Origin of the sequence: Azospirillum brasilense (assembly GCF_022023855.1) — a bacterium.
In the GTDB taxonomy this organism is placed as follows: Bacteria; Pseudomonadota; Alphaproteobacteria; order Azospirillales; family Azospirillaceae; genus Azospirillum; species Azospirillum brasilense_F.
On the sequence record NZ_CP059450.1, the window covers coordinates 311528 to 331259 of the forward strand.

The following is a 19732-nucleotide window of genomic DNA, read 5'->3' on the forward strand; positions in this document are numbered from 1 at the left end:
ATGGTCGAGCGGGGAATCAACAAATTTTACAAGTCATTTGCGCTGCATGGAATAGGAAAGCACATGAGATACGGCAAAAGCCAACTTGTTAAATAGGGATTCATGGTGCTCTAATGATGTCAATTAGGGGGCGCCCCGCGGGGTGCTGGACACAGGGAGAGGAACGACGAGCATGCCGTCCCACGACACCGCGCACAGCATCGCCATCGTCGGCGCCGGCTTCACCGGCAGTATCCTGGCGGCCCACCTTCTGCGCAAGGCGGAGGAGCCGACGCGCATCCATCTGATCGAGCGCGCCGGCACGCTGGGTACCGGGCTGGCCTATTCCACCGACAGCGCGGCGCATCTGTTGAACGTGCGCGCCTACAACATGAGCGCCTATCCCGACGACCCGCGCCATTTCCTGCGCTGGCTGTGGGCGAAGGACCTCGGCGGCGACGTGCCGCCGAGCGGCCATGCCTTCGTGTCGCGCCGGCTCTACGGCGCGTACATCCAGGACGTGCTGCACGAGGCCCAGGCGGACGCCCCCGCCCACGTGACGCTCGACACGGTGCAGGCGGAGGTGGTGGATGCGGCGCTGGACGGCGTCGCCGGCAGCGGCGTGCGTCTGCGGCTCGCCAACGGGGACAGCCTCGCGGTGGACCGGGCGGTGCTCTGCGTCGGGCATTTTCCGCCTTCGCCGCCGCGCATCGCGGCACCAGAGGTCTTCGCGTCGGAGCGCTTCGTCGGCGATCCCTGGAACCGCGAGGCCGTCGCCGCCATCGATCCGGGCGCGCCGGTGCTGATCCTCGGCACCGGGCTGACGATGGTCGATGTGGTGCTGTCCCTGGAGAACCAGGGCCACCGTGGGCCGATCCTGGCGCTGTCGCGCCGCGGTCTGCTGCCCACCACCCATCTGGAGACGCGGCCCTTCAAGAGCTTCGTCCATCCCCAGACGATGCCCGGTACGGTGCTGGACGTGCTGATCGCCCTGAAGGCCGATGTGCGCCGCGCGCGGGAGGAAGGGTTGGATTGGCGCGCCGCCTTCGATTCCCTGCGGCCCTTCCACCCGCTGATCTGGAAGCACCTGCCGCTGGAGGAGCGGCAGCGCTTCCTGCGTCACGCCCGGCCATACTGGGAGGTGCACCGCCACCGCATGGCGCCGGAGGTGGCCGCCAGGATCGAGGCGCTGCGCGAGAACGGGCGGCTGGCCGTCCGGGCCGGGCGCCTTCAGGCTCTGGCCTTGACCCCCGAGGGGGTGGAGGCGACGGTCCGCGCGCGGGGCGCCGAAGACGCGCTCTGGACACGCACGGTGGGCGCCATCGTCAACGCGACCGGCACCGAGTGCGACTTCGGGCGCATCCGCCATCCGCTGATGTGCGCCTTGCTTCAGCAGGGACTGGCCCGTCCTGACCCCTTGCGCCTCGGCCTCGACGTTACCGAGGAGGGGGCATTGATCGGCGAGGGTGGGGCGGTGACCGACCGCCTCTTCGCGCTCGGACCGGTCAGCCGGGCGCCGTTCTGGGAGATGACCGCGGTGCCCGAACTGCGAAGCCAATGCGCCGACGCTGCGTTGGCCCTCGTCCGCCGGAACGTGAGGAAACGCCTTTCCGCATAAAAACATTGCACCCATGTGATTAAACCTCACATAAACCTATTTACATGGTAGATTTAAAGTGTCTATCATGGCGCCCAGTGTTGATTTCCGCCCGGCGGTCGGGGGCTTTCCTGGTTGCCGACACCGCTCCCGGTCCGCGCGGCTGTCCGCCGTCGTTTCGGTTGAGAAGGAGGATGTCATGCCGGACACCATCTTGCGGCCCACAACCGTGCAGTCCACGACGGAACGCCTGAACCCTCAGGTCATCGCGATGAACGAGGCGGCCGCCCGTCTCGGCGCCGCTCCCGCCGATCCCTTGAGCCTTCCTCTCGCCGAAGCCCGTGCGGCGGCGGAGCGTTATCACGCCTTTCTGAACGGCCCTGCGCCGCTTGCCATCGATGTGACGGAGGTGGCCGCGGCCGGTCCCGCCGGCCCTTTGGCGTTGCGCCTCTACCGCCCGGCCGACCGTGGCGCCGCGAGGTTGCCCGTCGTGGTCTATTTCCATGGCGGCGGCTTCGTCGTGAACAGCGTGGACACCCATGACCGGCTGCTGAGGCTGCTCGCCCTGCACAGCGGCGCCGTGGTCTGCGCGGTGCGCTACAGTCTGGCGCCGGAGCGCCGCTTCCCGCACCAGCATGAGGAGGCGCTGGCGGCCCTGCGCTGGGTTGCCGCCGTTGGGGCGGCGCATGGGATCGACGCGGCCCGGATCGCGGTTGGCGGCGACTCCGCCGGGGCCAACCTCGCGCTTGGCCTCGCCCTCGCCGCCCGTGCGCCGGGGGAGCCGCGGGTGTCGTTCGGGCTGCTGTTCTACGGCATGTTCGCGCATGACTTCGACACCGTGTCGCACCGTCGGTTCGGCGATGGGCGGTACGGCCTGACGACGGCGCGGATGCGCTGGTACTGGGGGCAGTATCTCGGCGGCGCGGCCACCCCTGACGACCCCCGCGCCGCGCCCTTGCTGGCCGACCTCCGCGGGCTGCCGCCTCTGCTTCTGCTGGCGGCGGATCTCGACTGCCTGCGCGACGACTCCCTCCGTCTGGCGGAGCGGCTGGCCGAGGCGGGCGTTTCCCATCGCCTCGCCGTCCATGACGGGCTTCCCCACTCCTTCGCCACCATGACCCGTCTGGTCGATCAGGCCCACCGTGCCGTTCTGCAGGCCGCCGATGCGGTGCGCCGTCATCTGGACGCCTGACCCCATTGCGCGTTTCCCGGCGGCACCGTGAGCGGGCTGTGAACGCAAGCCGCTTGCTTATCCCCTGGGAATGCGATAACAGGGCGCGGCGCGCTCGGAAGGGGGCGCGTGCGGGCCGACGCGGCCTGTCGTCGGGTTGCTCTCAACATGAGAAAGTTGTTGCATTCCGACGCGGCGCCGCGTAACGTCCGGCTTAGGAAAGTAAAGAAATTCAATGGGTTGAGCCGTTGTGCGCAGTCCATTCGAATGATGAAGTCGCGGTCGTGGCGGAATTGGTAGACGCGCAGCGTTGAGGTCGCTGTGGCAGAAATGCTGTGGAAGTTCGAGTCTTCTCGACCGCACCATCTTTCCTTCGGCGGATCGCCGGATGGATACGAAAATCGGGGCCTTCTCAGGCCCCTTTTTCATGCCCGCCCGCAGTGGGTCCTTTTCCTGATCTCCCTTCCCATTCTTCCAGGCCTCATTCCTCCAGGGTCCAGTTTCCGGCGGTCCGACAGGTGCGCAGCGGCGCGCCGGTATCCCGGCCGGCCGGCGTGGTCACGACATGGGTCAGCGCGAAGCACAGGCGCCCGCGGTCCTTCGGGTCGGCGATGCGGCCCGTCACGGTGATCAACCCGGATCGCAGGCCATCTCCCGAAACCCACTCCTGGCCCGCTGCCGCCCGCTCCGTGCCCGATGCGGCCAGCGCCCCGAGGAAGGCCCCGGCGACCATCGGCTGGTCGTCGTGCTTCATGCGCAGGCGGGTGGCGTTGCTCCAGCCTGGCCCGACCAGAAGCTCCGGAGCCCGTACGTTGACCGCCACGCGGTCGGCGGCGATGGCCACCGCCAACTCAAGCGGATCTTCGGGCGCCACGCCCGGCGGCGTGTCGACCAGTCCGGTCAGGCTGGCAAGACCCGTCCGGGTGCCTTCGCCCATCTTGCCGTCGATCGCCCCGTCGTAGCGCCCCAGCCGGGCCAGCGCCCGCTGGGCGGCCATGGTCCGCTCCTCCGGAGTCAGCACGCGCGGGGCGGGCATCGGCGCGCGCCCCTGGGTGATCGCTTCCACGTCCAGCCGATGATTCAGCCGGCTGAACCCCGGCCCGCCGTTCCACAGGGTCAGCAGGCCGAGATGGATCGCCGCCGCGGCGGACAGCAGGACGAGCGGCCAGGACCCCTGGTCCGGCGCACGGACCGGCCCGCCGAAGGCGGCGGCCAGCGCCCCGCGCACCACCCCGCGCACCAGCGTCCACAGGCCCAGCCCGGCGGCGATGGGAAGCCCGATGTCCCAGCCCAGCCGCAGCGCCGCCGGGGCCGGCTGCTCGGGCGTCGCGCCGGTCAGCAGAGCCGGACCGTCCACGCCCGCCACGAGAAGCAGGACCAGGGCGAGCAGCCCCGCCGCGGCGATCCAGCTCCGTGACACGGCGGTGCGGCTGGTCTCGGCAAACCGCTCCGCCAGCACGGCGGCGGTTTCCTTCACGAAGGCGGGGCTGACGCAGCCCTCATGGTCGGCCGCGATCGCCGCGGTGTCCGGTTCCCGGCCGTCCAGCACCGCCTCGGCGATGGAGCGGGTCAGGCGGTAGGCGCCGGCCAGGGCGAAGGCGTCGGCGGGTGGCAGCGCCGCGATGCGCGCCAGCACCGGGGCCAGCACCGTGTCCAGGAAGGGGGGGAGGGGCGCGGAGTCGGCGTCCGGCCCGACGGTTTCCACCTCGAACGGCACGCCGTCGCAGTCCCAGGACAGGGCGACCACCGTGAGCGTGCCGCTGCGCTGGTAGAGAAGCTGCGTGCCGGAATGGCGCACCGCGGCGGGGGCGGGGTTGGCGAGCGCCGCGAAGCCGGCGAATCCGGCCTCCTCCAGCGCCATCCGCACCGCCGCCGGGGCGTCCGGTGGCGCGGTCAGGCTGTAGGAGGGGTGGGCGGTCAGGCGGGGGTGATGGATGTGGGTGAACTGCCCGACCCCGCTGCAGGTCTCGCAGGCGACCACACCCTCGCCCGCGCAGACCGGGCAGCGGTGCTGGCCGCGCCCGCCGCAGTCCGGGCAATCCGGCGTCTCGGCGGTCGCACTGTGGGTGCAGCGGATCTTGCCGCCGCGGCAGCCGTCGCCGCCGCAGGCCCGCACCCCGCCGCCGTCGCAACCGGTGCAGACCTCATGCAGATAGTAGGGGCCGCGCAGCGACGGCAGGGGCGGCAACGGCTCCTCCGCCGCGGACATCGCCTCCACCCGCTCGTCCAGCGGGCCGAGCAGCGTGGCGAAGCGATGGGCCGTCTCCAATGAGGCCGCCTCGGCGTCCAAGTCGCGGGCCAGCGTCGCGTTCAGTTCGGCAGCGTTGCGGCAGTAGATGGCGAAGCGCACCATCTCCGCGCCCAGCCGGACCTCGACCTCCGTCGCCCAATCGATGCTCAGGGTCAGATGGGCGCCGACCATGACGTCGCGCTGCTGGGCCTGACGGAGCGTCACCCCTTCCGGCGCCGGGACGTTGCCGGAGGCCGCCCGGCGCAGCCGCCGGATCAGGGCGGTCTGCGGAACGGTGGACGGCGATACGGACGGGGGCGGCGCGGATGGGGAGGGAGCGGGCTGGTTCAGATCGCCGGGGGTCAGATGGTTCTGCCCGGCTGCGTTTGGACCAAGGTCGTTCCGGTCGAAGTCGAGGCTGTCGGGCATGGGGCGTGCGTGTCCGCGAGCAGGGGCGCCGGCACTGGAAAAGGCCGCGGACGCCGGAACGGAAGATCAGGCGGCGACGTCCGGCGCGGGGCCGCCGGTGCCCGGCGCCTTGTCGTCGGACTCACGATCGCCGAGGTCCTCGTCCTCGGACGCATCGCCGGAGGCCGGTGTCTCGGTGCGGCTGTCCGGGACAGGGGCATGGCGGACCCAGCGGCGGCCCTCCATGACGAATCCATGGTCGCGAAACCACAGGCGTTCCGCCTCGTCGGCGGCGCGGAACAGCACCAGGGTCCAGGCGTCGGACGGCTGCGCGCCGTCGCCGCCGTTCTCCGGCATCGCGTAGGGCTGGAGCGAATAGGGGAAGTCGTCGCGGGTCACTGCATGCCCCCCTGGTTGGAGCCGCCGTCGCCGGATGGCCGCACCGAGGCGGGCGGAGGTGCGGACCCGTCCCCCTCAATCGGCTCCAGATCGCTTTCGGCGGCGTATTTGATGAGACGGCCGTCGGCCAGACGGATGTCGTAGGTCGGCTCACCGGCAAGGGTCCGTGCGACGACGAGAGCCTCCTGGCCCGCAAACCTCACCCGTGTTCCCAACCGCAGCATCCCGCCCCCGACTGTGTCTTGATCGTTGTCGCAGGCTAAGGATTCAGGCGGGGGTGTGCTGTGTCAAAAACCGGACGCCAAAGGAGCAAGGCTGTGCTTGTGGGGTTCTCCCCTTGCGGGGCTTGGTGCGCCGGGCCCTTTGCGCTGTTGATGTGCAAAAGGACAGGTGTGGCGCAGCGATGGAGGTGTTCATGCCCGCACAGCGCGACGACGGCAACCGGAAGCCGTCCGTTATCGATCTGGTGACCGACCCCGAGAAGTTCGATCAATGGCAGCGTCAGCGTGAACGCGACGAGGCAACGGATAAGGGCCGTCAGGGGGAGGAGGACCGGGGCCGCGATCCGGACCGGGGCCGTTCCGATTCCCCCAGTGGGCGGGATTGAGTGCCGGTATGCGGTGGTGACGGCCGATTACTCAGCGGCCTCGCGGGGCGACGCCGCTTCCGTTGGAATGCCCAGCGGACCGCCGCAATGGAACTGCATGAGCCGACGCTCGACCCGGATCAGATAGGCGCGCGCGTCCAACCCCACGGGTCCGCGGCTGTGTTCGCGGACGAGCCTGATCGCGCGACAGGCGTGACCGCATTCCGGTGTGGCAAACTGGCACAATGGGATCGTCCGCCTGAAGGAGTGGGTCCCAAAGTCTTACTCCGTTCGATAGGGTTAGTCGAGCATCGGTTGCGACTCGAATTCAATGTCACAACGTGCCGTTCAGCGGCTGCATAGGTCCAGCGCCGGTTGGTAGGCATACGATAGTATGCAGTGTCAGGGTGAGACGCCCTGCCATTGCCGGCCAAGCAATGGTTGAAGGGTCAGTTCGACCCCGGGGCGCCTTCGGACTGCGTGCTGGGCTGCGCCCCTTCAAGGACCGCCAGATACTCCAGAAGCCGTTCCAGCGTCTCGGTCGGCATCCCGACAGAGGGGACGTCGTTGCGCTTTGCGGCCTTCAGCGCGGTGCGGAGGAGGGTGCGGTCGATGTCGGTCAGGCCGGCCATGATGATGACGTGCGTATGAAGCGACGATGCGCAACCTGTATCATCAAGACACGCAACCACGCCATGCTCAATCGGCAGGCAGGTGCACGAAACAGCGGACCCCGGGACAGGCGCCTCGCCCCGTCCCCCGCGAACGGATGCGCGCTTCCGAACCTCTCTGTCACATCCTGGTGACACGGCGTGCCATACTTTTGCCGCGACACCGAAGAGTATAGGTATCCCTTTTCCCGGTTCGCCGGGGCCGCAGCCTTTCGCCAACAAGAGACTTCGAACGGTGATGCAGATTTCCTCCGCCTTCCGCTGCCGGATTGGCCGGCTTCTGGTAGTCCTGATGCTGTGCGGTGCGCTTGCGGTGGGTGCCGTGGTTCCATCAGCCCTGGCCCAGTCCGCCCCCCCGGCGGCGGAAGCTGCGGCGGACTTCAAGACCAAGCTGCCGCAATGGCAGAACGCGTTGGAGAGGGCGGCCAACCGCATCGCCGGGGGTGATTTGGCGAACACGGAATACGAGACCCTGCGGGCCGATCTGGCCAAGATCCAGCACGAGGTCCGGGAAGCCGGCGCGGCGGCGGCGGCGGCCCGCGACACCGCCCAGCGCATGCTGGACGCGCTGGGTCCGCCGCCGGCCCAGGGCGCTCCGCCGGAGGAGGCGGGGATCGCCGCGGAGCGCAAGCGCCTGACCCAGACCATCGGCGAGGTGGAAGGGCGGACCAAGCAGACCGAGCTGATCGTCACGCGCGCCGACATCCTGCTGCGCACCGCCGCCGACCAGCGCATGACCCAGCTCACCGAGCAGATCGTCCGGCGCGGTCCGGTGCCGCTGCTGCCCGCCACCTGGGCCGCGCTGCCTGAGCAGACGGCCTATGTGCAGGAGCGCATCGGACGCGCCTTCGGCATCGTGATGGGCGACGACGAATGGCGCAGCCGCCTCTACGGTCTGGGCGCGCTCGCCGCCGTGCTGTTCCTGGTCGCTTGGCCGGTGCGCCGGGTGCTGCTGCGCCGCTACGGCCACCGCGATCTGGAGGAGCGGCCCAGCTACCGTCAGCGGGTGGTGGCGATGGCGGTGGAGGCGCTGGCCCGCTGCCTGGTGCCGCTGGTGCCGACGCTGGTGCTGAGCGGCGCCCTGGTCGGGCTGCTGCGCGACGCAGCCGACGCCGGTCCGCTGACCGCTCTGGTGGTCGGGGTGTCGGGCGGTCTGACCGCCTATTTCCTGGTGACCGGCGTCGCCCGCGCCACCCTGGCGCCTGACCATCCCTCCTGGCAGCTCGCCAACCTCGACCCGGACAGCGCGCGGCGCTTGGTCCGCCGCGTCCCGCTCGTCATGATCGGGCTGGCCCTGGCCGGCACCGGCATCGCCCTGTCGGAGGGCATGTTCACCCCGCCGGAACTGCGCTCGATCACCGGCTTCGGGACCATGGCGCTGATCGCCATGTCGCTGCTGTTCCTCTACCCCGATCACCTCTGGCTCGCCGCCCCGCAGCCGGAGGCAGAGGCGACCGACGATTGCGGATGCCCCGAGCCGACGCCCGGGGCCGGACTGGACGTCACCCTGCCGCCGCCGGCCGCAACCCCTGCCGCGGCGGAAGCCGAGGAGGCGCCGCCCGTCCGTCCGCGGGTCGTCGGGCTGCGGCTGCGCCTGCTGATCGGCGCGGTGGCGCTCGCCTCGCTGGTCGCCTCGGGGGCCGGTTATCTGGTCGGCGCGATCTACGCCTCGAAGCTGATGCTGACCACGCTCATCATCGGCGGCGTCCTTCTGGTGGCGCGCGGCGTCCTGCGCGAACTGCTCTGCGTCCTGCTGGAGCGCGGCAGCGGGCAGGTGGCCGAGGTCCGCGACATCGTGATCGCCACCGACCGCGGCCGGCGGATGCTTGGGCAGGTCGGGCGGACGGTGATCGACGGGCTGTTGCTGACCGTGGCGGCCTTCTTCCTGCTGCCGCTGACCGGCATGACCCTGTCGGAGATGAAGGGGCTAGCCGACGGCTTCCTCAGCGGCGTCACGGTGGGCGGCGTGCGCATCGCGCCGGGCGACATCATGTCGGCGCTGATGGTGCTGGGCGTTGTCGTCGCGGTGACCCGCTTCATCCAGCGCCAGCTCGACGAGCGCATCCTCGGACGCGTCAATATGGACGACGGCGTGCGCAACTCCATCCGCATGGGTGTGGGCTATCTCGGCACCACCATGGCGGTGCTGATGTCGGTCGGCACGCTGGGGCTGGACCTGTCCAGCCTCGCCATGATCGCGTCGGCCCTGTCGGTCGGTATCGGTTTCGGCCTGCAGAACGTCGTCAGCAACTTCATCTCCGGCCTGATCATGCTGGTGGAGCGGCCGGTGAAGGTGGGCGACTGGGTGGTCGTCAACGGGCTTGAGGGCACCGTGCGCCGCATCAGTGTGCGCGCGACGGAGATCCAGACCTTCCAGCGCGCCTCGGTGATCATCCCGAACTCGGAGTTCATCTCCAAGTCGGTGGTCAACTGGACGCTGAAGGACAAGACCACCCGCATCGAGATCAAGGTCCGCATCACCTACGACACCGACGCCCGGCAGGTCTACGCGCTGCTGCTGCGGATCGGCTACGGCCACGCCCAGGTGCTGCGCAACCCGGAACCGGTGGTGATGTTCCGCGACTTCGGGCCGAGCGGGCCGGAGTTCGAGCTGCGCTGCTTCGTCGCCAACACCGAGCACATCATCCCGGTGCGCAACGAGCTGCGCATGCGCATCCTGGAGCAGTTCCGCGAACAGGGCATCCAGATGCCCTTCGACCAGCAAACCGTCCACATGCCGAAGGTCGAGGCGATGCTGGAGGTTCTCCTGGCCGAACGCCGCGCCCACGCCGGCGTTCCGGAGCTTCAGGTGGTGGCCGACGGCGGCAAGGTCGTGCCGCTGGCCGACACCCTCACCGAACGCGGGCCGCGCACCGCCACCTGACTTAGGGCTGCGGCTCCGCCGGCTTGCGGCGCCGCAGCGGGGTTACCTTGGGTGGAGCCGTGGCGGGGTCGGGGAGAGGCTGCCAGCCGGCGATGGCGCGCACGCAGCGCAGCGCCTCCGGGTTGTTGGCGAAGACCGGGAACAGCCGGCGCAGCTCCACCACGGCGGACCATTCGCCGCGGTCGTGGAAGGCCCGGCGGATCGTTTCGGCTTCGCTCTCGCTGACGGTGAACATAACGCCAGAGTGCTCCGCGGACCGGTGGCGCGCAAGCCGTCTTGGCGCCTGGGGCAGCCCTTTGCCGTGGCGCGCAAGCCCTGTCAAGGAAAGTTGTTCACAGGGCCGCGCATCCTTCGCTTGACTCCCGTTGCCGGGCGGGGCAGCCGCCGGCCCGGGGGCGAAAGCAAGGCCGGCGCGTGAAAAATCCTTGATCGGCGCGGTTTTCTAATGTGCCCAAAATTAAGGCATTTCTGCCAGACCCCTTGAGGGGCCGCCTGTCCCTTCGGTTACCCCTCGATTCGCCAACAGAGTTATCCACAGAATCTGGGGATATCCGAAATATTGAAATATCAGGTGGGCCGGCGACGGATCAATTGAACGGCCCCGAAGCCCAGCAGCATGGTCAGCACGCCGCCGAACAGGAACAGGGCGGGCAGGCCGACCCGATCGGCGACCGCCCCATAGACCACTGGCCCGATCCCCTGCCCCAGGAAGAAGGAAGAGGCGAAGAGGGCGAGCGCCGACCCGCGGGCCGTCGCCGACAGCTCGGTCGCCTGGGTCTGCATGGTGTTGTGCAGCATGTAGAAGCCGAAGCCGGCGACCAGGAACAGCAGGGACACCACCGGCCAGGGCACCGGGGCGAGCATCGCCAGATAGGCCCCGCCGGCCACGAGGCCGCCGGCCCCCATCATCCCCCATTGGCCGAGCGTACCGAGCAGGCGCCGCACCACGAAACTGTAGACGACTCCGCCGATGGCGAAGGCGGCGAGCGTCACCCCGGCCTCGAACGCGCCCTCCGCCCCGTGGCGGGACAGCATGGGGGCGACGAAGGGGAAGACGCCGAAGATCAGCAGCCCTTCCGCCGCCACCGTCGCGAAGACCCAGACCGACACCGGATTCGCCAGGACGGAGGCGTAGCGCGCCCGTGCGTCGGCCACGGACAGGGAATGCCGCTCCTCCCGCTCGCCCCGCAGGACCAGGAAGGCGGTCAGCGCGATCAGGCCGGTCACCACCGCCGCCAGAGCGAAGACGGTGCGCCAGCCCGCCACCTCCGATAGGGCGCCGGCCACGGCGGAGCCGGACATCTGGCCGAGGATCACCGCCAGCAGGAAGCGGCTGATGGCGAACTGCCGCTCCGTGTAGACCACCCGGTCGCCGATCAGCGCCATGGAGGCCGGGATGATTCCTCCGGCGAAGGCGCCGGCCAGCATCCGCGAGGCCAGCACCGTGTAATAGCCGGGCGCCACCGCCGACAGCGCCACGCCGATGGTCAGGACGACCAGCGACAGCCGGATCAGCCGGGTCTTGCCGATGGCGTCGCCCACCGGCCCCAGGATGAGCTGCATCGCCGCGTAGGGCAGCGTGTAGGCGGAGGAGAGCAGGGCCGCTTCGGCCACGCCGATGCCCAGGTCCGACGCGATGACGGTCAGCATCGGGTCGCTGGTCCGCAGCGAAAAGGCGCTCGCGAAACCGGCGAGGCCGAGCATCAGGATGAGAAGGCGCATGGGGGACGTCGGCCGGTCTATGGTCTGGGGCGTGCGGGGGCACAACCCTAAAGCAGAGGCGCCCATCCGACGCACGGCAAGATGGCCATGGCACCCATGCGCGTGCATGATCCGATGCGCTTCGGCCGTCGTATAGAACAAGGCCGTACAGACCAGTGCCGCCGAACGGGAGACCGCCATGCCGACGATCCGCGATACCGCCCAATCCGCCGCCGTGATGCTGTCCGCCGTCCTGATGCTGTCCGCGGCCGTCCCCGGCGCGGAGGCGGCGGACGGCAGCCGGGCGGCGCCCGACGCGCTCGACTGGGCTGCGCTGCCCCTGCCGGCCATCGACGGCGGCACGCTGACGCCCGATGCCTTCCGGGGCAAGGCGGTGCTGGTGGTCAACACGGCGTCGCAATGCGGCTACACCGGACAGTACGAGGGGCTGCAGAAGCTCTGGGCCGGACGGCGGGAGCGCGGGCTGGTCGTGCTGGGGGTGCCGAGCAACGATTTCGGCGGGCAGGAGCCCGGCAGCAACGCCCAGGTCGCATCGTTCTGCGAACTCAACTACGGCGTGGACTTTCCCCTGATGGAGAAGCAGTCCGTCACCGGACCGCAGGCCCATCCGCTCTATCGCTGGGCGGCGGCGGTCACCGGGCCGCAGGGCGTGCCGCGCTGGAACTTCCACAAGATTCTGATCGGCCGCGACGGACGGCTGGTGGAATGGTTCGGCAGCTCGGTTACGCCAGAGTCCGCCACGCTGACCGCGGCGGTGGACAAGGCGCTGGCCTCCTCCTCTCCGACGCCGTAAGCGCATGGATGCGCTGCCCTTCGATGATCGCCGGGCCTCGGTCGTCCGGCTGCTGTCCTACGGCGGGTTGCTTCCCTTCGTCGGCGGCACCGCGCTGGCCTGGATGACGGAGGGCGACGGGCAGGCTGCCGTGGTTCGGGCGGTGGTCGTCTACGCGGTGTCGATCCTGTCCTTCATCGGCGCCATCCACTGGGGCCGCATCCTCGCGGGGCAGGATGGGGCAGGTCGGGACGGCGAGACGAGCGGGCCGGCGTGGCTGGCCTGGGGAGTCGCGCCGTCGCTGCTGGGGTGGGGTGCTACCCTGCTGCCGTCCGGCCTGACGGTGCCGGCGCTGATCCTGTCTTTCCTCCTCGCCTGGGCGGTGGACCGCAGCGCGGCGGCGGATGGACGCTATCCCCGCTGGTTCGGCGCGCTGCGGACGCGCCTGACCATCGTCGTCTGCCTGACGCTCGCCGCGCTCATCCCGCTGGCTGCGTGACCGTTTCCCGGTGGGGCACCAGCGCCGCGGCCTTCAGCAGAACCTCCGGTCCAGCGCCGGGGAGATGGGCGTTCTCGCTGATGTGACGCCGCCACGCGCGGGCGCCGGGCAGGCCCTGGAACAGCCCCAGCATGTGCCGGGTGATCGCCGACAGCGGCGCCCCCTGGCGCATCCGCTTCTCGGCGTAGGCCGCCATGGCCTCGACCACCGCATAGCGGTCGGGGCCGGGCTCCCCGCTGAACAGACGCCGGTCGGCGTCGGCCAGGATGTAGGGTGTCTCGTAGGCGGCGCGCCCGATCATCACGCTGTCCAGCGTGGCGAGGTGTCCTTCCGCCTCGTCCAGGGTGCGGATGCCGCCGTTGATGGCGATGGTGAGCTGCGGATTCTCCTGCTTCAGCCGGTGCACGAGGTCGTAGCGCAGCGGCGGGATGTCCCGGTTCTCCTTGGGGCTGAGGCCCTTCAGCCAAGCCTTGCGGGCGTGCACGATGAAGTGGGTGCAGCCGGCGGCCGACACGGTGCGCACGAAATGGTCCAGCGTCGGCCATTCCTCCATCTCGTCGATGGCGATCCGCGACTTGACGGTGACGGGGATCGACACCGCCTCGCGCATGGCGCCGACCAGCCGGGCGACCAGATCGGGCTCGGCCATCAGGCAGGCGCCGAAGCGGCCCGACTGCACGCGGTCGCTCGGGCAGCCGACGTTCAGGTTGACCTCGTCATAGCCCCACTCCTCGGCGATGCGGGCGCAGGCGGCCAAGTCCGCCGGGTCCGACCCGCCGAGCTGGAGCGCCACCGGATGCTCCGCTGCGTCGTAGCCGAGCAGCCGCTCGCGGTCGCCGTGAAGCACGGCGCCGGTGGTGACCATCTCGGTGTAGAGCAGCGTGTTCTTGGACAGCAGGCGATGGAAGGTCCGGCAATGGCGGTCCGTCCATTCCATCATCGGCGCGACGCTGAGGGCTATAGCGGGCATGGGCAGGAACTGTCTGTGAATCGGGAACGGCGGCGCATCAATTGGACGAAGCGGGCGCGAATGGCAAGGGCGGACCCAACCCAGAGACGGAAGGGAGGTTGCGCCAAAGAAATGTAACGTTATAACGTAACGCGCGCTTGTGGGGCGCCACCCGCCTGCCCTGGCGCGGCGGGCGGGTGTGCCGCGCCTCCCAAACCGCACCGCTAGGGTCTGACAACGAGGTTGCACATGAATCGCCTGCCCATTCTCTCGACGCTGCTGTGGATCGGCGCCACGGCCGGGGGCCTCGCCGCCGGCGCGGCTCTGGCCGACGACCACAAGCACGCCGGGAGTGCGACGCACCACCGCCTGTTCATCGGCGATCACGCCGACGGGGTCGTCCGTGCCGTCGATCTCAAGGACGGAGCGAGCGCGGGAGCCTTCCGGCTCGACCAATCGCCGGCCCTCGCGCGCAGCGCCAGCGGCCGCACCGTCTTCGCCGTTCAGGGCGATGCCGGAAAGGTCGCGGTCATCAGCACCGGACTGTCGTTCGAGGACCATGGGGACCACGCCGACATCACGGTCGAAGACGCCAAGCTCCTGCCCACCGTGATCACGGGGACCAAGCCGGCCCACGTCGTGGAGGGTTCCGGCACCATCGCGCTGTTCGATGACGGCACGGGCGACGTCGCCCTGTTCCGGGAGAGCAACGTGTTGGAAGGGACGGTCCAGGCCCGCAATTTGAAGCCGGGCGCCGCTCATCATGGCCTCGCCGCCCCGATGGGCGAGTTCCTGGTCGTTTCGGTCCCGCACGACGATCCCGACAAGCCGCGCGTCGGCCTCAAGGTCATCGACGCGCAGGGCAAGCCGATCGGCGGGGTGGTGAATTGCCCGGCGGTGCACGGACAGGCCCAGTCGGCCGGCGTGTTCGCCTTCGGCTGCAAGGACGGACTCGTCTTCGCCAACCCGGCCGGCGGCTCGCAGCCGCCGACTCTGCGCCATGTGTCCACCGCCGCGCTTGGGGACGGCAACGTCTCGACGCTCAAGGGCGGAACGGCGATGCAGTTCTTCCTCGGCAATTACGGGCCGCGCGCCGTCGTCGTCATCGAGCCGGGCGACGAGCCGAAATTCCGCAAGATCGACCTGCCGACGCGCCGCGTGGACTTCGCCCTAGACGACGCCAAGGCCGACCAAGCCTACATCCTGACCGAGGACGGCCGGCTGCATCGGCTCAACGTCGTGTCCGGCGCGATCGAGGCGAGCGTCCAACTGACCGCCCCCTATTCGATGGACGGCCACTGGCGCGACCCGCGGCCGCGGCTGGCGGTGGCCGGCGACCATGTGGTGGTGACCGATCCGCTCAAGGGTCTGTTGCGGGTGGTCTCCACCGAGACGCTGCGGGAGGAACGCACGATCCCTGTGGCCGGCACGCCCTACACCATCGTCGCCGTCGGCGGGTCCGGGGCGCAGCACTGACGGCGGTCCGGCGGGCAGCCTGTCGATGGCTCAGACTGCCCGCCTGCGTCCGATCAAACCGGGGAGGCCGGCGGGCCGGGCCGATCACGCCCGATGGCGGCTTCGGGCGGGCTTGCCGTGGGAGGAGCGGGTGCCCGACAGCACGGCCTTCACCTTGGCCAGATGGTGGCGCGCCTCGGCGCCGAGCTTCAGCGCCACCCCGGTGGACAGCACGTCGATGATCGCCAGATGGACGAGGCGGGAGGCCATCGGCGTGTAGATCTCCGCGTCCTCGACCGGGGTGTGGCCGATGGCGACCGACGACACCGCGGCCAGAGGCGAGCCCGGCGCGGTGATCGCGATCACCGGGATGCCCAAGTCGCGGGCCATCTGCGCCAGTTCCGTCACCATCACGGTGCGCCCGGTGTTGGAGATCGCCAGCAGGACGCCGCGCGCGCCCAGATTGACCGCCAGCATGCGGACCATCATCGGGTCGGCGCTGGCCTGCGCCGCCATGCCGAAGCGCATGAATTTGTGCGCCGCGTCCTCCGCCACCACCGCCGAGGCGCCGGTGCCGATGCACAGGATGCTGGAGGCGTCGGCCAGCAGCTCCACGGCGCGGGAGACGGCCGCCATGTCGAGCGCGCCCGCCGCGTCGTTCAGAGCGGCGGCGGCGGATGAAAAGATTTTTCGCGCGACGGTCGGAGTCTCGTCGTCCGGCGCCACGTCCTGGCTGACGAAGGGGGTGCCGCGGGCCTGCCCCTCGGCCAGCCGCAGCTTGAAATCGGGAAAGCCGGCGCAGCCGATGCTGCGGCAGAAGCGGACGACGGTCGCCTCGCTGACCCCAGCGGCCTGGGCCAGCACGGTGATGCTCTGCCCCAGGACCTTCTGCGGCTCGACCAGCACCATCTCGGCGACCTGGGCTTCGGAACGCTTCAGCTCCGGCAGGCGGCCGCGGATGTGATCGAGGATGTTCACCGGCTGGAGCATCGAAACGGACCGTCCATCCCTAAAAGCGTTTTTGGTCCCCGGCATTCTTGGTCCCGGGGTGTCTTTGGGCGGCGGACCGTACCACCACCGGCGCGAACGGCATAGCGTGCCCTGGCCCGCGCGGCCGGGTCGTCGCGCCGCTTTCCCTGGGACCAAAGCTATGCGTGGCAGGGCGGCTTGTGAAGATAATTTTCGTCGCTATGCCGATCGTCTGGCGGTTTTGGTGCCGTTATGAAGAAAATCTTCTTCACTCGGTTGCGGGACTCCTCTATTTTCCGACACAGAAAATTCAAGGTCCCGGCAAGAGACCCCGGCAAGAGACCAAATGGGAGGAACCCCGACCCGCCGCCCGGCCCCGCTGCCGGTGCGCCGCGCCGCCCGTGCCCTTCCGTGCCGTCTCCTTTCCGCATCCGTCCCCTGCCGCCGCCCTTTCCGCTTGGGTGAGCCCCGCCGCGAGGCGGGCCGAGGAGTGTGCATGAAGCGCATGGTGGAAGCGCTGGAGATGGTCACCGAATGGATCATGGCGCTGATGCTCGCCGTGATGGTGGCGCTGGTCTTCGGCAACGTGGTTCTGCGGTACGGCTTCAACAGCGGCATCGTCGCCGCCGAGGAACTGGCCCGCCTGATGTTCGTCTGGCTGGTCTTCCTGGGCGCCACCCTGGCGCTGCGCCGCAACCAGCATCTCGGGCTGGACATCCTCCAGTCGCGCCTGCCGGTCCGCGTCCGCCGGGCCTGCGCGGTGATCAGCCACCTGCTGATGATCTACGCGCTGTGGCTGTTCATCGAGGGAAGCTGGTTCCAGCTTCTGATCGGGATGGAGACGCGCTCCACGGTGCTCAGCTTCCCCATGGCCTTCTACGCCGCCGCGGGCTTCTTCCCGGCGATCGCCATGGCGCTGACGATCCTCGCCAACCTCTGGCGAATCCTGTCGGGCGACGCGGCGGCGCACATCCCCGGCAACGGCGATCCCCACGGCGCCACCGCCCCGCAGGGCGGCGCCATCGCCGAGCATTGACACCGTCCGGCCTTCTGAAAGCGGAGCCCGTTCCATGGCCCTTGCGGTCTTCCTCTCCTCGCTGTTCGGCCTGATGCTGCTCGGCATGCCCATCGCCTTCGCCCTGATGCTGACGGGCGTGGCGCTGATGGTGCATCTCGACTTCTTCGACGCCCAGCTCGTCGCCCAGAACATGCTGAGCGGCGCCGACAACTACCCGCTGATGGCGGTGCCCTTCTTCATCCTGGCCGGCGAGCTGATGAACGCCGGCGGCATCTCGCAGCGGATCATCAACCTCGCGGTCAGCCTCGTCGGGCACATCCGCGGCGGCCTGGGCTACGTGACCATTGGCGCGTCGGTGATGCTGGCCAGCCTGTCCGGCTCGGCCATCGCCGACACGGCGGCGCTCGCCACGCTGCTGATTCCGATGATGCGCGACAACGGATACCCGGTGCCGCGCTCCGCCGGCCTGATTGCGTCGGGCGGCATCATCGCCCCGATCATCCCGCCCAGCATGCCCTTCATCATCTTCGGCGTGACCACCAACACCTCGATCAGCGGCCTGTTCATGGCCGGCATCGTACCCGGCCTGCTGATGGGCGCCGGTCTGGTCATCACCTGGATGTTCGTGGTGCGCGGCATGACCGTGAAGCTGCAGCCCAAGGCGAGCTGGGGCGAGCGCCGCACCGCGCTGGTCGAGGGCGTCTGGGCGCTGGCCCTGCCGGTCATCATCATCGGCGGCCTGCGCGGCGGCATCTTCACCCCGACCGAGGCCGCGGTGGTCGCCGCCGTCTATTCGCTTGTCGTGGCGCTGTTCGTCTACCGGCAGGTGACGCTGAAGGATCTGGTGCCGCTGCTGGTCCAGGCCGCGCGCACCACCAGCACGGTGATGTTCCTGTGCGCGGCGGCGCTGGTGTCGTCCTACATGGTGACGCTGGCCGACCTGCCGCAGCAGATGAACGAGATGCTGTCGCCGCTGCTGGAGCATCCGAAGCTGCTGATGGTCGCTATCACGCTGCTGCTGCTGGCCGTCGGCACGGTGATGGACCTGACGCCGACGATTCTGGTGCTCGGCCCCGTGCTGACCCCGCTGGCGGCGGCGGCGGGCATCGACCCGACCTATTTCGGCGTGATGTTCGTCCTGACCGGCACGCTGGGCCTGATCCATCCGCCGGTCTGCACGGTGCTGAACGTGGTGTGCGGCGTCGCCCGCATCTCGCTGGAAAGCGCCACGCGCGGCATCTGGCCGTTCCTGCTGACCTACCTGATTCTGCTGAGCCTGCTGATCGCCGTCCCGGAGATCGTCACGGCCCCGCTGACTCTGTTCCGCCATTAATCACAACACGCTACAGGGAAGAACCGACCCATGAAGCTGCTCCGTTCCGTCCTTCTGGCGACCGGCCTCGCCGCCGCCATCCTCGCCCCCGTCGCCGCCTCCGCCCAGGACATCAAGCCGCGCCTGATCCGCTTCGGCTACGGTCTGTCGGAGAGCAGCAACCAGGGCCGCGCCGTGAAGTTCTTCGTCGAGGAGATGTCCAAGCGTTCCGGCGGCAAGCTGAAGGTCAAGGGCTTCGCCGACGCCAGCCTGGGCAGCGACATCCAGATGCAGAACGCCCTGATCGGCGGCGCGCAGGAGATGATGGTCGGCTCGACCGCCACGCTGGTCGGCATCGTCAAGGACTTCGCCGTCTTCGATCTGCCCTTCCTGTTCAACAACGAGCAGGAGGCCGACGCCGTGTTCGACGGCCCGTTCGGCCAGAAGCTGGCGGCCAAGTTGAACGAGAAGGGCCTCGTCGGCCTCGTCTATTGGGAGAACGGCTTCCGCAATCTGACCAACAGCAAGCGCCCGGTCGAGAAGGTCGAGGACCTGAAGGGCATCAAGCTGCGCGTCATGCAGAACCCGGTCTACATCGACATGTTCAACGGCTTTGGCGCCAACGCCGTGCCGCTGTCCTTCTCCGAGCTGTTCACCGCCATGGAGACGGGCACCGTGGACGGCCAGGAGAACCCGGTCACCACCATCCAGTCCTCGAAGTTCTACGAGGTCCAGAAGTACCTGACCATTTCCAAGCACGTCTACAGCCCGTGGATCGTCCTGGCCTCCAAGCGCTGGTACGACGGTCTGTCGAACGACGAGCGCAAGATCATCAACGAGGCCGCCGTCGCCTCGCGCGATTTCGAGCGCAAGGACAGCCGCGAGGCGTCGAAGCAGAGCATCGCCTACCTCAAGGACAAGGGCATGCAGATCAACGAGCTGAGCGACGCCGAGCTGGGCCGCATGCGTGAGATGGTCAAGCCGGCCATGGACAAGTTCGCCGCCGACGGCGGCGCCGACCTGCTGAACGAGCTGCAGGGCGAGATCAACAAGGTCCGCAAGTAAGGTCTCTGGTTCCCTCTCCCGCCCACGGCGGGAGAGGGGCTTTCCA

Annotated in this window: 18 protein-coding genes and 1 tRNA gene; 11 read left to right on the forward strand and 8 right to left on the reverse strand. The window is 69.2% G+C overall.

Annotation, left to right across the window (positions count from 1 at the left end; genetic code table 11):
* Positions 1–172 precede the first annotated feature (172 nt).
* The 3 genes from H1Q64_RS14785 (at position 173) to H1Q64_RS14795 (ending at position 3112) form a co-directional block, all read left to right on the forward strand.
* Positions 173–1597 (forward strand): FAD/NAD(P)-binding protein, encoded by a 1425-nt coding sequence (locus tag H1Q64_RS14785; protein ID WP_237905937.1) that lies wholly within the window; start codon positions 173–175, stop codon positions 1595–1597.
* Between the two features lie 178 nt (positions 1598–1775).
* Positions 1776–2768, forward strand: a complete 993-nt coding sequence (locus H1Q64_RS14790; RefSeq protein ID WP_237905938.1) for an alpha/beta hydrolase — start codon at positions 1776–1778, stop codon at positions 2766–2768.
* 257 nt (positions 2769–3025) lie between these two features.
* Positions 3026–3112, forward strand: a tRNA-Leu gene (locus H1Q64_RS14795).
* 116 nt (positions 3113–3228) lie between these two features.
* Here the strand turns inward: H1Q64_RS14795 and H1Q64_RS14800 are convergent.
* The 3 genes from H1Q64_RS14800 to H1Q64_RS14810 all read right to left on the reverse strand — a co-directional run bounded on the left by H1Q64_RS14800 (position 3229) and on the right by H1Q64_RS14810 (position 5987).
* On the reverse strand, positions 3229–5406 hold the full coding sequence (locus H1Q64_RS14800) for a hypothetical protein (protein ID WP_237905939.1): 2178 nt from the start codon (positions 5404–5406) through the stop codon (positions 3229–3231).
* A 66-nt stretch (positions 5407–5472) separates the two neighbouring features.
* Positions 5473–5784, reverse strand: a complete 312-nt coding sequence (locus tag H1Q64_RS14805; RefSeq protein WP_237905940.1) for a hypothetical protein — start codon at positions 5782–5784, stop codon at positions 5473–5475.
* Complete coding sequence (locus tag H1Q64_RS14810) at positions 5781–5987, reverse strand: hypothetical protein (protein ID WP_237905941.1); 207 nt, start codon at positions 5985–5987, stop codon at positions 5781–5783. The genes H1Q64_RS14805 and H1Q64_RS14810 overlap by 4 nt, the downstream gene beginning before the upstream one ends.
* 212 nt (positions 5988–6199) lie before the next feature.
* Between H1Q64_RS14810 and H1Q64_RS14815 the strand changes: the two genes are divergently transcribed.
* Entirely contained in the window at positions 6200–6391 is a 192-nt protein-coding gene (locus tag H1Q64_RS14815) for a hypothetical protein (protein WP_237905942.1), read from the forward strand.
* Positions 6392–6819: 428 nt separating this feature from the next.
* On the opposite strand, the gene H1Q64_RS14820 is transcribed toward H1Q64_RS14815, so the two are convergent.
* Complete coding sequence (locus H1Q64_RS14820) at positions 6820–7002, reverse strand: hypothetical protein (protein WP_237905943.1); 183 nt, start codon at positions 7000–7002, stop codon at positions 6820–6822.
* A gap of 277 nt (positions 7003–7279) precedes the next feature.
* Here H1Q64_RS14820 and H1Q64_RS14825 point away from each other — a divergent pair, with 277 nt between their 5' ends.
* A complete protein-coding gene (locus tag H1Q64_RS14825; protein WP_237905944.1) occupies positions 7280–9925 on the forward strand; it encodes a DUF3772 domain-containing protein in 2646 nt (881 codons plus the stop codon).
* Between the two features lies 1 nt (position 9926).
* Here the strand turns inward: H1Q64_RS14825 and H1Q64_RS14830 are convergent, their stop codons facing one another.
* A complete protein-coding gene (locus H1Q64_RS14830; protein WP_237905945.1) occupies positions 9927–10160 on the reverse strand; it encodes a hypothetical protein in 234 nt (77 codons plus the stop codon).
* A gap of 332 nt (positions 10161–10492) precedes the next feature.
* Positions 10493–11647 carry an MFS transporter gene (locus tag H1Q64_RS14835; RefSeq protein WP_237905946.1) on the reverse strand — a complete coding sequence of 385 codons (1155 nt, stop codon included), beginning with the start codon at positions 11645–11647 and terminating at the stop codon, positions 10493–10495.
* A gap of 178 nt (positions 11648–11825) precedes the next feature.
* On the opposite strand from H1Q64_RS14835, the gene H1Q64_RS14840 reads away from it, so the two are divergent.
* Complete coding sequence (locus H1Q64_RS14840; RefSeq protein WP_237905947.1) at positions 11826–12440, forward strand: glutathione peroxidase; 615 nt, start codon at positions 11826–11828, stop codon at positions 12438–12440.
* A 4-nt stretch (positions 12441–12444) separates the two neighbouring features.
* Positions 12445–12918, forward strand: coding sequence for a DUF3429 domain-containing protein (locus tag H1Q64_RS14845; RefSeq protein WP_237905948.1), 474 nt, complete (start codon positions 12445–12447; stop codon positions 12916–12918).
* Here the strand turns inward: H1Q64_RS14845 and dusA are convergent.
* Positions 12899–13888: a tRNA dihydrouridine(20/20a) synthase DusA gene (gene dusA / locus H1Q64_RS14850; RefSeq protein WP_237905949.1), complete on the reverse strand. Its 990-nt coding sequence runs from the start codon at positions 13886–13888 to the stop codon at positions 12899–12901. The two genes, H1Q64_RS14845 and dusA, sit on opposite strands and share 20 nt — an antisense overlap.
* A gap of 228 nt (positions 13889–14116) precedes the next feature.
* On the opposite strand from dusA, the gene H1Q64_RS14855 reads away from it, so the two are divergent.
* Positions 14117–15343, forward strand: a complete 1227-nt coding sequence (locus H1Q64_RS14855; RefSeq protein ID WP_237905950.1) for a metallochaperone AztD — start codon at positions 14117–14119, stop codon at positions 15341–15343.
* Positions 15344–15427: 84 nt separating this feature from the next.
* Here H1Q64_RS14855 and hexR read toward each other — a convergent pair whose 3' ends face one another.
* A complete protein-coding gene (gene hexR, locus H1Q64_RS14860; RefSeq protein ID WP_237905951.1) occupies positions 15428–16312 on the reverse strand; it encodes a transcriptional regulator HexR in 885 nt (294 codons plus the stop codon).
* Between the two features lie 475 nt (positions 16313–16787).
* Between hexR and H1Q64_RS14865 the strand changes: the two genes are divergently transcribed.
* The 3 genes from H1Q64_RS14865 to H1Q64_RS14875 are packed head-to-tail and all read left to right on the forward strand — an operon-like array spanning position 16788 to position 19686.
* Entirely contained in the window at positions 16788–17327 is a 540-nt protein-coding gene (locus tag H1Q64_RS14865; protein ID WP_237905952.1) for a TRAP transporter small permease, read from the forward strand.
* Positions 17328–17361: 34 nt separating this feature from the next.
* The gene (locus tag H1Q64_RS14870; protein ID WP_145623786.1) at positions 17362–18642 is read left to right on the forward strand and encodes a TRAP transporter large permease; all 1281 of its coding nucleotides are present in this window, start codon (positions 17362–17364) and stop codon (positions 18640–18642) included.
* A gap of 30 nt (positions 18643–18672) precedes the next feature.
* Positions 18673–19686, forward strand: a complete 1014-nt coding sequence (locus H1Q64_RS14875; RefSeq protein ID WP_103039637.1) for a TRAP transporter substrate-binding protein — start codon at positions 18673–18675, stop codon at positions 19684–19686.
* The last annotated feature ends 46 nt before the right edge of the window (positions 19687–19732 follow it).

What these genes read in the sequence shown, in the direction of transcription:
- H1Q64_RS14785 (WP_237905937.1), top strand. Translation starts at nt 173, where the DNA reads ATGCCGTCCCACGACACCGCGCACAGCATCGCCATCGTCGGCGCCGGC.
- H1Q64_RS14790 (WP_237905938.1), top strand. Translation starts at nt 1,776, where the DNA reads ATGCCGGACACCATCTTGCGGCCCACAACCGTGCAGTCCACGACGGAA.
- H1Q64_RS14800 (WP_237905939.1), bottom strand. Translation starts at nt 5,406, where the DNA reads ATGCCCGACAGCCTCGACTTCGACCGGAACGACCTTGGTCCAAACGCA.
- H1Q64_RS14815 (WP_237905942.1), top strand. Translation starts at nt 6,200, where the DNA reads ATGCCCGCACAGCGCGACGACGGCAACCGGAAGCCGTCCGTTATCGAT.
- H1Q64_RS14820 (WP_237905943.1), bottom strand. Translation starts at nt 7,002, where the DNA reads ATGGCCGGCCTGACCGACATCGACCGCACCCTCCTCCGCACCGCGCTG.
- H1Q64_RS14825 (WP_237905944.1), top strand. Translation starts at nt 7,280, where the DNA reads ATGCAGATTTCCTCCGCCTTCCGCTGCCGGATTGGCCGGCTTCTGGTA.
- H1Q64_RS14830 (WP_237905945.1), bottom strand. Translation starts at nt 10,160, where the DNA reads ATGTTCACCGTCAGCGAGAGCGAAGCCGAAACGATCCGCCGGGCCTTC.
- H1Q64_RS14835 (WP_237905946.1), bottom strand. Translation starts at nt 11,647, where the DNA reads ATGCGCCTTCTCATCCTGATGCTCGGCCTCGCCGGTTTCGCGAGCGCC.
- H1Q64_RS14840 (WP_237905947.1), top strand. Translation starts at nt 11,826, where the DNA reads ATGCCGACGATCCGCGATACCGCCCAATCCGCCGCCGTGATGCTGTCC.
- H1Q64_RS14845 (WP_237905948.1), top strand. Translation starts at nt 12,445, where the DNA reads ATGGATGCGCTGCCCTTCGATGATCGCCGGGCCTCGGTCGTCCGGCTG.
- dusA (WP_237905949.1), bottom strand. Translation starts at nt 13,888, where the DNA reads ATGCCCGCTATAGCCCTCAGCGTCGCGCCGATGATGGAATGGACGGAC.
- H1Q64_RS14855 (WP_237905950.1), top strand. Translation starts at nt 14,117, where the DNA reads ATGAATCGCCTGCCCATTCTCTCGACGCTGCTGTGGATCGGCGCCACG.
- hexR (WP_237905951.1), bottom strand. Translation starts at nt 16,312, where the DNA reads ATGCTCCAGCCGGTGAACATCCTCGATCACATCCGCGGCCGCCTGCCG.
- H1Q64_RS14865 (WP_237905952.1), top strand. Translation starts at nt 16,788, where the DNA reads ATGAAGCGCATGGTGGAAGCGCTGGAGATGGTCACCGAATGGATCATG.
- H1Q64_RS14870 (WP_145623786.1), top strand. Translation starts at nt 17,362, where the DNA reads ATGGCCCTTGCGGTCTTCCTCTCCTCGCTGTTCGGCCTGATGCTGCTC.
- H1Q64_RS14875 (WP_103039637.1), top strand. Translation starts at nt 18,673, where the DNA reads ATGAAGCTGCTCCGTTCCGTCCTTCTGGCGACCGGCCTCGCCGCCGCC.